Genomic DNA, 11893 nt, shown 5'->3' with positions numbered 1-11893 from the left:
TCTGCTTGACTCCGGAGCACGACCCGCGGACGATGCCCGTCCGCACCTTGATCGAGGCAGGGACGAGGGAGACGTACGGTGATCGGGAGCCTGCGCAGGCTGGTGGCCTTCGCGCGCCGCCGCGGCCGGCGGCACAACACGAAGGGATCGGCCGAGATCGCGGTCGTCGTGGTCTCCTTCTCGCTCGTCGCCGGTGTCTTCGTCGGCAACGGCATCTCCAGCACCGGGGTCAACGTCGCCGACGGCCTCACCTGGCTCTCCGACGATCCCAGCGGCCGGGTGATCCAGGTGAACCCGTCGACCGGGCGCCCGGAGCTCGCGCTCAAGGTGGGCGCGCCCGGAGACGACCTCGAGATCGTCCAGTACGACGGCCAGCTCTACGTCCTCAACCACACGACCGGCCAGCTGATGGCCTTCGACCTCACCAGCATCCTGATCTCCGGGCAGCGCAGCATCACCCAGGGCGGCGTGGTCCACACCCTGCATCACGGCGACCAGCTGTTCCTGGTCGACGACAAGGCCTCCACCATCGCAGCGATCGACCCCGTCTCGACGGAGGCGATCGGCACCATCTGGGCCTCCCCCGCCGGCCTCGCCGACGTGGGCATCGACGACGCCGGCACCGTCTGGGCCCTCGAGGACGACGGCACGCTGCACGAGCTCACCTGGTCGCCCGAGCAGCAGGAGTTCACGACCCGTTCCTCCGAGGCGATCGACCAGTCCGGGCCGCAGTCGGTGCTGGTCACCCACGCACTGGGCGCGACCGTGTTCGGCGCGGACCACGGCATCGTCGTACGCGCGGGCACCGACGCGGACTTCTCCGCCGACGCGCCGCGGCTCTCCGGCCGGCTGGTCGCGCCGGAGTCGGCCCCCGAGGACCTGGTGCCGGTCTCGGCACCCGACACCGGCACGGTCGTGATCGTCACGCCCGAGAAGGTCAACGAGGTCAACGTGGCCGAGGTCGACTGCGCGAAGCCGGGCACGCCCGAGGAGTACGAGTCGGTCGTCTACGTGCCCTGCCAGGGCGTCGGCAAGGTGCTCCGGCTGCGCGCCGACGGCAAGCGGGCCGGGGAGGACATCCCCACGCCCGGCGCGCAGACCCCCGAGCTGGTGCGTGACGACGGCCGGCTGATCATCAACGCCCCCGGCACCACTCACGCGACCGTGGTCAACCCCGACGGCAGCCTCGACACGATCCAGCGCGACGACGACCAGCTGCCGATCGAGACGCCGAGCAAGACCGCCAACGACACGGCCCCGTTCGTGCCGGACGACAACGGCGGCAGCCGCAACGACGACGGGCGCGACAAGTGCCCGGTCGTGGACTGCACCGCCCTGCAGCCGCAGGTGCCCGGCGCCAAGAACCCGAACCAGGGCCGCGGCGAGGACAAGCCGACCGACGACCCGAGCGACGACCCGAGCGACGACCCGAGCGACGACCCGAGCGACGACCGGAGCGACCACCCGGGCGGCAAGCCGACCGGTGTCCCGACGGGCGACCCGACCGGCGGCCCGACCGGCGGGCCCCGGGACCCGGGCGGCTCGACCGGCCCCGGCGAGGGCACCAGCAGCCCCACCGACGCGGGCACCCTGCCCACCGACCCGACATCCACCACACCCACGAACCCGACCCCACCGCCGACCACACCCACGACGCCCACGACGCCCACCACCCCGGCGGAACCGCTTCAGGCACCCACCGGCGTGTCCGCGGTCGCGGGCGCCGACGGCCGGGTCACGGTCAGCTGGAGCCACGGCGGGCCGACCGCGACGTCGTTCGTCGTCTCCCTCGTCGGCGGCGGCGACCTGACCACGGTCGACGGCAGCAGCCGCCAGGCCATGGTCACCATCGCCGCCGGCAGCTCCGCCTCGTTCACCGTCAGCGCGGTCTCCGGTTCCGACCGGGCCCGCTCGGCCGCGTCCAACACGGTCTCCACGACCGGCGCCCCCGGCGCCCCGGCCAACGTGACCGCCACCGGCGAGTGGCGCGGGAACTGGAAGATCGAGCGGTACGTCGGCACCGTCACCTGGGACGCGGCACCCGACAACGGCTCGCCGGTCACCGGCTACACCGTCTCGGTGTCCTCGCCCGACGGCGACCAGGTCCGCAACGTGGCGGGCGACGTACGCTCGGCGAGCTTCACCTGGTCCTGCTACAACCCCGACGGCGGGGCCGAGTGCGGTGGCATCGTCGGCGACTTCAGCGTCCGCATCACCGCGACCAACGCCATCGGCACCGGCCCGGCGGCGACCGACGCGGCGAACGCACCGCCGCTGCCCCCTCCGCCGCTGCCGGCCGGCGGCCAGCAGCACGTCACCGCCGAGAAGACCGACCCGATCTGGGTCGAGGGCTTCGGCGACACGGTGCTGACCCTGAACCCGCCCGACAGCTGGAAGACCTTCGGCGGCACCTGCACCTGGACCCACTCCGGCAACCGCAACGGTGACCGCTCCGGCACCCTCCCGTGCGACGCGACCACGCTGACCGTCCCGATCGACAACGGCTACATCTGGCAGCCGAACTCCGGCAACGTCGGCCACTCGATCACGTTCACGGCCAGCAACGGGTCCGGCACCGTCGACAGCGCCCGCTACACCTGGACCACCCGCCAAGACACGCTGTGCGAGGGCTGCCAGGTCCCCTGACCGCCGCACCCGACCGCCTCCCTGACCCCCGAACACCGGAAGCGAGCCCCCGTGACCACAGCACCGCCCCGTCCCCTCACCGAGGAGGACATCGCCGACTTCCGCTCCCTGCACGAGCAGCTCGGCGATGCCGTCGAGATCGCCGTGCACGGCAAGCGCGCGGTCATCGACCTGGTGCTCGTCGCGACCTTCGCCGAGGGACACGTGCTGCTCGAGGACGTCCCCGGCACGGGCAAGACGACCCTCGCGCGCGCCGTCGCGCACGCCCTCGGCGGCCAGGTCAGCCGGATCCAGTTCACGCCCGACCTGCTGCCCAGCGACGTCACCGGTACCACCGTGTTCGACCCGCGCGACGGCCAGATCCGCTTCCGCCGCGGCCCGGTGTTCACCCACGTGCTGCTCGCCGACGAGATCAACCGGGCGGCCGCGAAGACCCAGTCCGCGCTGCTCGAGGTGATGCAGGAGCACACCGTCACGGTCGACGGCACCCCGCACGACGTACCGAGCCCGTTCGTGGTCATCGCCACCCAGAACCCGCTCGACCAGGACGGCACCTACCGCCTGCCCGAGGCGCAGCTCGACCGGTTCCTGGTGCGTACGGCGATCGGCTACCCGGGTGCGGAGCACGAGATCGAGGTGCTGCGGCCCGGGAGCAGCGCCGGGCGGGTCGAGGACGTCAAGCCGGTCACCACGCCCGACCGGGTCGCGGCGATGTCCGCCCAGCTGCGCCATCTCCACGTGGCGGAGCCGATCCTGCGCTACGTGCGGGCGATCGGGGTCGCGCTGCGCGAGGACGAGCGGGTCCGGATCGGTGCCAGCACCCGCGGGCTGCGTGCGCTGGTCCGCTGCCTGCAGGTGCACGCCGCTGCCCGCGGCCGCCACTACGTCGTGCCCGCCGACGTGCAACGGCTCGCCGAGCCGGTGCTCGCGCACCGCGTCGTGCTGGCCCGCGACGCGCTGCTGGCCGGGCACACCTCGGCGTCGATCGTGCAGGACGTGCTCGACACCGTCCCGGCACCGCGCCCCGACGACGCCTGAGCCTGGCCCACCGACCGATGGCGACGCTGTGGCGGACACTCACCGGGCGCGGACGCGGCACCGCCGCGCTCGGCCTGGTCCTGCTCGGCGCCGGGCTGGGCTGCCGCTACCCGGTGGTGGCGGTCCTCGGCGCGCTGCTCCTCGGCCTCGTCGCCGCCGAGCTCGCCAGCGTGCTGGGACGTACGACGGTGACCACCACCCGGGAGGTGAGCCCGCGGGTCGTCGTGCGCCACGGCGAGTGCCGGGCCCGGCTCCACATCGACGGCGCCCGGCGCCGCGCCCTGGTGCGGGTCGACGCCGTGGACCTGGTCGACGGTGAGCCGGTGGTCGTGAACCTGCCCGATGCGGGCTCCTCGCCGGAGGCGCGACGCACGACCACGACCCTCGACTACCCGGTCCCCACCCCGCGCCGCGGCCTGGTCGCCGTCGGTCCGGTCCGGGTGCGTGCGGTCGGGCTGACCGGGATGGCGGCCCACACGGCCGGCACCGGCAGCGTCGACCACGTCCGGGTGCTCCCCCGCCGGGTCCCGGTGACCACGTTGCCGGCCGGGCACCGTCGCGCGGTGACGGGCGGCGACGACAGCACCGAGCTGGGCGGCACCGACCTGGTCGGCCTGCACGAGTACACGATCGGCGACGACCTGCGCCGACTGCACTGGGCGACCAGCGCCCGCACCGGCACCCTGATGGTGCGCGAGGACGCCGAGCCGTCCGAGCCGCACGTGTGCGTGGTCCTCGACGACCGCGCCGCGAGCTATCCCGGGTCCGGGCCCGGCGAGCCGTTCGAGGACGCGGTGGAGCTGGCGGCGGCCCTGTGCCGGCTCACCATCGAAGCCGGGCACCCGCTCCGGTTCCAGGTCGCCAGCCGCCGGGTCTCGGTGACGGTGCCGGGCTCCGCGACCCGCCACCCACGGCCCGAGGGGCAGGAGCTGGAGCTGCTGTTCGCGGAGATCGACACGACCGCCGACGACCTGCGGGTCGACATCGAGCACGCCGACCTCGACCTCGCCGTCGTCGTGACCGGCGCCGGGTCCGACCTGGCCGAGCTGTCGCTCGCGCTGGGCGTCGCCCCCACCCGCATCGTCGCCGCCGTCGACCCTGCCCCGGTCGTCGCGGTGGAGCAGTACGGCGGCCTGCTGGTCGTGCGCAGCACCGACTCCACCGGCCTGGCGGCCGCCTGGGACCGGGTGGCGGCCCGATGACCGGTCCGCGCGGCTTCCGCACCCCCCTCGTCGAGGGCGTGCTGCCCGTGGTGCTGCTGGTGCTGGGCACGCTCACCCTCGCCACCGCCTGGCAGGGGGTCCTCGCCTTCCCTCTTCTCGCCCTCGCGGCGGTGCTTCCGTACGCATTGCTGCGCGCGGTGGTCGGCGTCGGGGTGTCGCGGTGGGCCGCCGCGACGGTCCTCGTGCTCCTCATGCTGCTGGCGGCCTACGTCCTCACCGCGGGCGCCGACCTGTCGTTCCGCGAGATGCTGCGCGACCTGGTGCCGCGGCTGCTGACCTCGCCGCGCCCCTACGCCCTGCGCGGCGACCTGCTCGTCGGGCCGATGCTGCTGACCGGCCTGGTCTCCCTGCTGGTCGGGCTGCGCGCCCGCAGCCGGCTCCGCGTCGAGCCGCTGGTCGGTGCCGCGGTGCTCTACCTCGCCGGCCTGCTCCTCACCGGCGGGACGGCCGACCGGTGGGGGCTCGTGGCCGCCGCGCTGCTGGTCACCGCGGTGCTCGGCTGGACCGTGGTCGACGACCAAGGCGAGCCGGTCCGCCCCCGGGTCCGGGTCGGTGCCCCGTTGGCCGCGCTCGGCGTGGTCGCGCTCGCCGCCTCGGCCCTGGTCGCCGTCGACGACCCGTTCGAGCCGCGCGACCTGGTCGACCCGCCGATCGTCGAGGTCGCGGCCAGCAACCCGCTCACCCAGCTCGGCGCCTGGGCGGCCCATCCCGACGAGTCGCTGCTGCAGGTGCGCGGCGACCGGGTGCCGCTGCGGCTGGTCGTCCTCGACGACTACGACGGCACGCAGTGGACCGCCGCCACCCGCTACCAGCCGTTCGACACGGGCGGCACGACACCGTTGCCGCGCGGCCGGGTCGAGCGCTCCGCCTCGCAGCAGGTGCGCATCACCGGCCTGCGGGGTCCGTGGCTCCCCACGCCCGGACAGCCCTCGACGGTCAGCGACCCCGCGATCCTCGTCGACGTACCCACGGGAACGCTCGCGCGGCCCGAGGGCCACGACGCGAAGGAGTACGCCGTCACCGGGAGCATCGACGCCCCCGACGAGGCCGTCCTGGTCGCGGCCGCGGTGCCCCAGGACGCTGCCGCGCTACGCTACACGCGGCTGCCTCCGCTGCCCGCGGGGATCCGGCAGTACTGCAGCCAGATCGCCGGCACCGCCAGCACGCCCTACCAGCTGGCCCTGACCATCGAGGACACCATCCGCACCGGCAGCCGGCTGTCGTACGACGCGATCTCGGGCTCGGCGCTGTGGCGCCTCGACGCGTTCCTGGTCGGCCGTGAGGGGCGCAGCGGTGCTCGCGAAGGCACCTCGGAGCAGTTCGCCAGCGCGTTCGCGGTCGTCGCCCGCTGTCTGGGCCTGCCGTCCCGGGTCGTGGTCGGCTTCCGCCCGGGCACCGACCAGCCCGACGGCTCGCGGCTGGTCACCGGCAAGGACGCGTTCGCGTGGCCCGAGGTCTACTTCGAGGGCCACGGCTGGCTGCCGTTCTCCCCGCTGCCCGACGACGACACGTTCAGCCACGACCCGCCGCCGCAGCCGGTCGAGACCAAGGAGCGCCGTCCCGAGGACGACCCGACGCCGCCGGCCGACGCGCCCAAGGGGCCGAAGGACGCCGCGCCCGACCCGGACCACACCGACCCCGCCGTCAGTGCCGGCTCGCCCTGGTTGCTGGGGACGCTGGGTGGCGTCGTCCTCGCCGTCCCTCTCCTGCTGCTGGTCGCCCGGCGGGTCCGCTCCGCGCGGCACCGTCGGCGCGGCGCGATCGGCGCATGGACCGAGGTGACCGATGCGCTGCGGCTCTCCGGGATCCGCCCGCCGGCGGGTCAGCCCGCCAGCGAGATCGCCCACGACGTCGACACCCGGCTCGGCACGACCACGACGCGGGTCGTGGCGCGCGCCGCGGAGCGGGCCGCCTACGCGCCGGTCCCGGCCGGCGACGCCCGCAAGGAGGTCCCGGCGGAGGTCCCGGCAGCGGTGCGGGAGGTGCGCCGCGCCGTACGACGGGTCCGGCCGCGGTGGCGGCGCTGGTGGTGGCACCTGGATCCGAGGGTCTGGCGCCGCTGATCACTTCGCCGGAGTCGGGTCCGGTCAGGACTCGCGGTCGACGCAGCGGCGGTTGGAGACGCCGAAGTCGCCGTCGACCAGGTGCACCGTGAGGAAGTAGCAGCTGCGCCCCGCCGGGAGCGCGTGCACCGTCTCGCCCCGGGTGCTGCCCGCGGGGAAGGTCGCGACCAGGTCCGCGTCCGGCGCGACCTGGTGGAGCACGAAGGTGCCCTCCCCCTTGCTGGGGTCGGTCCAGGCCAGGTCGAGACCCGAAGCGCCCTCGGCATCGAGACGGGTCAGCACGACCGCGAGCTCGGGGTTCGGGTCACCGCTGAACGTCGGCACCGAGGTCGGCGAGGTCGACAGGGACGGGATGTCGGCGCCGGTCGGGGCGGGCGTGTCCTTCGGCGTGGTCTCCGGGTCGTCGTTGCGCAGGATCGCGCCGCCCACGCCGAGGGCCAGGCCCACGACCAGGGCGATGCCGCCGAGCACGAGTGCGGTGCGACGCTGCGAGGGTCCCCGCGTGTCCCCGGCACCGGCGGGCGCGGGCGCCTCCGGACCGGACGGGGGTGCGCCCGTGGCGTCCTGGTCGGGTCGCCCCACCCCCGTGGGGGCGTCGTCGCGCTCGACCGGGGCGTGCGCGGCGACCGAGAGCGCGACGGGCGGCGACGACGGTACCGCGGCAGGCACGGCGGGCGCGGAAGGAGCGGGCGCGGGCGTCGCGGAGCGGGGTGCGGTCGGCGTGCGGTCGGGCTCGGCCGGCGCTCCGGGCGCCACGGTCGCGGTCGTCGCCCGGGGTGCCCAAGCCGAGCTGCGCAGGCCCGCGAGGGCGTCGCGCAGCGCCTCGGCGGACGACCACCGCTCGGCGACGTCCTTGGCCAGGCAGCGGTCGATGATCGGCGCGATCCGCTCGGAGCCCGGTGTGGTGAGCGGGCGGTAGGGCTCGGTGCGGGCGCGGCGCAGGTAGGCCAGCGCGGAGTCCTCGTCGACGTCGTCGCTCGCGAACGGCGGCCGCCCGTCGAGCAGCGTGTAGAGCGTGGAGCCGAGCGACCAGATGTCGTCGGCGGCGGTCGGCGGGTGCCCGTCGAGGATCTGCGGCGCCGCGTGCCGGTAGGTGAAGTGCTCGGCGGAGTCGGTGTGCTCGGAGCCGGCCAGCCGGGCGATGCCGAAGTCGGTGAGCACCCACGACGTCGGCAGCACGAGCACGTTCTGCGGCTTCACGTCGCGGTGCAGGACGCCCCGGGCGTGGGCGAAGGCCAGTGCGTCGGCGAGCACCTCGCCGATCCGGCCCACCTCCTCGGCCGGCAGCGGACCGTGGGACACGAGCCGGTCGTGCAAGGTGCCGCCCTCGGCAAGGTCCATCACGATCGCGGGCCGGCCCGAGGCGGTGGTGCCGGTCGCGAGGATCGTGACGATGTTGGGGTGCTGGCGGCCGAGGTCGACGCTGATCTGGACCTCGCGGGCGAACCGGGCGAACCGCTTCTCGTCGTCGACGAGCAGCACCTTGATCGCGACGTCACGGCCCAGCGCGGCCTCGCGGGCCCGATAGACCACGGAGTCGCCGCCCCGGCCGATCGCGACCAGGCCGGTGTAGCCGTCCAGCGCCTCCACCGGGTCGGCGGGATGGTCCGGCGGTCGCCAGGCGCTGTCCGAGATGTCGTCGCTCATGACCGGGCGCGGTTCCAGTCCGTGCCGGGCGGCATCGCCTCGAGCCAGGACTGGAACCCGGTCAGCGACGAGACGCTCATCGCGAGCTCGACCTCGCCCTGCGACGAGTGGCAGCGGATGACGAGGTGGTCGGGGTACAGCGAGGCCTGCTCGGTGCCGACCGGCTCGCGGCGTCCGTCGTACTCGAGCTCGTCACGGCGCCAGGCCCGCTTCGGTCGCGGCGAGAGGGTGAAGATGCGGAACCACTCCAGGGTCTCCCCCGAGTAGCGCCCGAGGCCGAGGACCCAGCCCCGCCCGGACGTCCCGGTCCGCAGCCGGTGGCTCAACTCGAAGGTGCCACCGTGCCGGGAGAGCGTACGGCGCCGGACGATGAGTCCGGCGCCGTACAGCACACACAGGAGCAGGAGCGCGCCACAGATGTCGAGCAGCCACTCCCACCATGCCATCTGCGTATCAGTGACCTTCTACGAGACCTTCTCCGCGGCGCGGATCCGCGCCTCGGCGTGACGGACGCGCTGCTCCGCCTCGTTGCTCGAGTCGAGCAGCCGCTTGGCCTCCTCGAGGTCGATGCGCGCCTGGGACACCTCGATGTCCTCGGCCAGCTCGACCCGCTCGGCCAGGATCGACACGCGGTCGTTGGCCACCGACAGGAAGCCACCGTCCACGGCGACGACCACGAGCTGGTTGGAGTTCGCGACCTGGATCTCCACCACCGAGGCGGAGAGCAGCGACAGCGTGGGCGCGTGGCCGCGCAGCACGCCGATGTCTCCGTCGAGCGTGCGCGCAATGATCATCGCCGCGTCACCGGACCACACGGTCCGGTCCGCAGCGACGAGCTCGACGTGCAGGTGCTCGACCGTCGTGTCAGCCATGATCAGAGGCTCTTCTGGATCTCGGCCCAGTTGCGCTCGACGTCGTCGAGTCCACCGCACATGAAGAAGGCCTGCTCGGCGACGTGGTCGTACTCACCGTCGGCGATCTTGTTGAACGCCTCGATGGTCTCGGCCACGGGCACGGTCGAGCCCTCGATGCCGGTGAACTGCTTGGCGACGTAGGTGTTCTGCGACAGGAACCGCTGGATACGACGCGCGCGGGACACGATGATCTTGTCCTCTTCGGAGAGCTCGTCGACACCGAGGATCGCGATGATGTCCTGGAGCTCCTTGTTGCGCTGCAGGATCTGCTTGATGCGGATCGCGCAGTCGTAGTGCGCCTGACCGATGTACTGCGGGTCGAGGATCCGCGAGGTCGAGGTCAGCGGGTCGACGGCCGGGTAGATACCCAGCGACGCGATCTCACGGGAGAGCTCGGTCGTCGCGTCGAGGTGGGCGAAGGTCGCCGCCGGAGCCGGGTCGGTGTAGTCGTCCGCGGGGACGTAGATCGCCTGCATCGAGGTGATCGAGCGACCGCGGGTCGAGGTGATCCGCTCCTGCAGCGTGCCCATCTCGTCGGCCAGGTTGGGCTGGTAGCCCACCGCGGACGGCATGCGGCCGAGCAGGGTGGACACCTCGGAGCCGGCCTGGGTGAACCGGAAGATGTTGTCGATGAACAGCAGCACGTCCTGGCCCTGCACGTCGCGGAAGTACTCCGCCATCGTCAGCGCGGACAGGGCGACGCGAAGACGCGTGCCCGGCGGCTCGTCCATCTGGCCGAAGACCAGGGCGACCTTGTCGAAGACGCCGGCCTCCTGCATCTCCACGATCAGGTCGTTGCCCTCACGGGTGCGCTCGCCCACACCGGCGAACACCGACACACCACCGTGGTTCTTGGCGACGCGCGCGATCATCTCCTGGATGAGCACGGTCTTGCCGACACCGGCACCACCGAACAGGCCGATCTTTCCACCGGTGACGTACGGCGCGAGCAGGTCGATGACCTTGATGCCGGTCTCGAACATCTGGGTCTTCGACTCGAGCTGGTCGAAGGCCGGCGCCTTGCGGTGGATGCCCCACCGCTCGGTCACCTCGACGGTCTCACCCGGCTCGAGGTTGAGGAAGTCGCCGGTGGCGTTGAACACCTTGCCGAGGGTGACGTCGCCGACGGGGACGCTGATCGGGCTGCCCGTGTCGGTCACGGTCTGGCCGCGGACCAGGCCGTCGGTCGGCTTCAGGGAGATGGCGCGGACCATGCCGTCGCCGATGTGCTGGGCCACCTCGAGCGGCAGGACCGAGGTCTCGCCGTCGAGGGTGATCTCGGCCTCGAGCTTGTTGTAGATCTCGGGCATCGCGTCGGTCGGGAACTCGATGTCCACGACCGGGCCGATGACCCGAGCGATCCGACCCACCGAGGCCGCACCGCTGGCGGTGGTCTCTTCAACCGTTGCAGTCATGTCTTACTCCGTTTGGTGTTTTCTCTGGTGGGTCAGTCGTTCGCAGCCTGGGCGTCGGCGAGCGCGTTCACGCCACCGACGATCTCGCTGATCTCCTGGGTGATGCCCGCCTGGCGCGCCTGGTTGGCGATCCGGGTGAGCTTCTTGATCAGCTCCTCGGCGTTGTCGGTCGCCGACTTCATCGCCTTCTGGCGGGCGGCGAGCTCGGAGGCCGCCGCCTGCAGGAGAGCGTAGAAGATCCGGCTCTGGACGTACTGCGGCAGCAGTCCGTCGAGCACCTGGGCCGCCGACGGCTCGAACTCGTAGAGCGGCAGCAGCTCGTCGGCCTCGGGGGCCTCCTCGCCCTCGACGACCTCGAGCGGCAGCAGCCGGATCGCGGTCGGCTCCTGGGTGAGCATCGAGCGGAACCGGGTGTAGACCACGTGGACCTCGTCCACGTCGCCGTCCTCGCCCTGCTCCTTGAGGAAGGCCTCGATCAGCGCCGCGCCGATCTCAGCCGCCTTGTCGTAGGTCGGCTGGTCGGAGAAGCCGGTCCAGGCCTGGATGTAGGGACGACCGCGGAACTTGAAGTACGCCTCGGCCTTGCGTCCGGCGAGGTAGAAGTCGAGCTCCTTGCCCTCGGACCGGAGACGCTCGGCGAGCCGCTCGGTCTCCTTGATGACGCTCGAGGAGTAGGCCCCCGCGAGACCACGGTCGCTGGTGATGACCAGGACCGCCGCGCGCTTCGGGTTCTCCTCCTCCCGCGTCAGCGGGTGGTCGACGTTCGAGAACGTCGCCACCGCGGACACGGCACGGGTCAGCTCCCGGGCGTACGGCGCTGCCGCCTGCGCCCGCTGCTGCGCCTTGATGATCCGGGACGCAGCGATGAGCTCCATGGCGCGCGTGATCTTCTTCATCGACTCCGTCGACTTGATCCGCGCGCGGTACTCACGCAGCGATACGGCCAT

The 11893-nt window shown here is 73.0% G+C and carries 9 protein-coding genes; 4 read left to right on the top strand and 5 right to left on the bottom strand.

Translation table 11 applies throughout. From position 1 onward, the window contains the following. Window positions 1-78 precede the first annotated feature (78 nt). The 4 genes from FBY23_RS26835 to FBY23_RS11340 are packed head-to-tail and all read left to right on the top strand — an operon-like array spanning window position 79 to window position 6970. Window positions 79-2646, top strand: a complete 2568-nt coding sequence (locus tag FBY23_RS26835) for a fibronectin type III domain-containing protein (RefSeq protein WP_141798243.1) — start codon at window positions 79-81, stop codon at window positions 2644-2646. A 51-nt stretch (window positions 2647-2697) separates the two neighbouring features. Further along, the gene (locus FBY23_RS11350) at window positions 2698-3684 is read left to right on the top strand and encodes a MoxR family ATPase (RefSeq protein ID WP_141798242.1); all 987 of its coding nucleotides are present in this window, start codon (window positions 2698-2700) and stop codon (window positions 3682-3684) included. 17 nt (window positions 3685-3701) lie between these two features. Continuing rightward, window positions 3702-4886, top strand: a complete 1185-nt coding sequence (locus tag FBY23_RS11345; protein WP_141798241.1) for a DUF58 domain-containing protein — start codon at window positions 3702-3704, stop codon at window positions 4884-4886. Further along, the gene (locus FBY23_RS11340; RefSeq protein WP_141798240.1) at window positions 4883-6970 is read left to right on the top strand and encodes a transglutaminaseTgpA domain-containing protein; all 2088 of its coding nucleotides are present in this window, start codon (window positions 4883-4885) and stop codon (window positions 6968-6970) included. The genes FBY23_RS11345 and FBY23_RS11340 overlap by 4 nt, the downstream gene beginning before the upstream one ends. A 24-nt stretch (window positions 6971-6994) precedes the next feature. Here the strand turns inward: FBY23_RS11340 and FBY23_RS11335 are convergent, their stop codons facing one another. From FBY23_RS11335 to FBY23_RS11315, 5 genes are read right to left on the bottom strand one after another with little or no spacing between them, the layout of a single operon-like run. Continuing rightward, on the bottom strand, window positions 6995-8617 hold the full coding sequence (locus tag FBY23_RS11335) for a serine/threonine-protein kinase (protein WP_141798239.1): 1623 nt from the start codon (window positions 8615-8617) through the stop codon (window positions 6995-6997). Next, window positions 8614-9063: a DUF2550 domain-containing protein gene (locus tag FBY23_RS11330; RefSeq protein ID WP_141798238.1), complete on the bottom strand. Its 450-nt coding sequence runs from the start codon at window positions 9061-9063 to the stop codon at window positions 8614-8616. Before FBY23_RS11330 ends, FBY23_RS11335 begins: the two co-directional genes overlap by 4 nt. Before the next feature lie 18 nt (window positions 9064-9081). Beyond that, complete coding sequence (locus tag FBY23_RS11325) at window positions 9082-9489, bottom strand: F0F1 ATP synthase subunit epsilon (protein WP_141798237.1); 408 nt, start codon at window positions 9487-9489, stop codon at window positions 9082-9084. A 2-nt stretch (window positions 9490-9491) separates the two neighbouring features. Next, window positions 9492-10946 carry a F0F1 ATP synthase subunit beta gene (gene atpD / locus FBY23_RS11320; protein WP_141798236.1) on the bottom strand — a complete coding sequence of 485 codons (1455 nt, stop codon included), beginning with the start codon at window positions 10944-10946 and terminating at the stop codon, window positions 9492-9494. 32 nt (window positions 10947-10978) lie between these two features. Next, on the bottom strand, window positions 10979-11893 hold the full coding sequence (locus FBY23_RS11315; RefSeq protein WP_141798235.1) for a F0F1 ATP synthase subunit gamma: 915 nt from the start codon (window positions 11891-11893) through the stop codon (window positions 10979-10981).

This window comes from Nocardioides sp. SLBN-35 (assembly GCF_006715725.1).
Taxonomy (GTDB): domain Bacteria; phylum Actinomycetota; class Actinomycetes; order Propionibacteriales; family Nocardioidaceae; genus Nocardioides.
Note: the sequence above shows the minus strand (reverse complement) of the source record. Positions and strands in the feature narration are given on the sequence as shown.

Excerpts from the sequence above, each read along its gene's own strand:
- FBY23_RS11345 (WP_141798241.1), top strand. The coding sequence starts at position 3,702 with ATGGCGACGCTGTGGCGGACACTCACCGGGCGCGGACGCGGCACCGCC.
- FBY23_RS11340 (WP_141798240.1), top strand. The coding sequence starts at position 4,883 with ATGACCGGTCCGCGCGGCTTCCGCACCCCCCTCGTCGAGGGCGTGCTG.
- FBY23_RS11335 (WP_141798239.1), bottom strand. The coding sequence starts at position 8,617 with ATGAGCGACGACATCTCGGACAGCGCCTGGCGACCGCCGGACCATCCC.
- FBY23_RS11330 (WP_141798238.1), bottom strand. The coding sequence starts at position 9,063 with ATGGCATGGTGGGAGTGGCTGCTCGACATCTGTGGCGCGCTCCTGCTC.
- FBY23_RS11325 (WP_141798237.1), bottom strand. The coding sequence starts at position 9,489 with ATGGCTGACACGACGGTCGAGCACCTGCACGTCGAGCTCGTCGCTGCG.
- atpD (WP_141798236.1), bottom strand. The coding sequence starts at position 10,946 with ATGACTGCAACGGTTGAAGAGACCACCGCCAGCGGTGCGGCCTCGGTG.
- FBY23_RS11315 (WP_141798235.1), bottom strand. The coding sequence starts at position 11,893 with ATGGCCGTATCGCTGCGTGAGTACCGCGCGCGGATCAAGTCGACGGAG.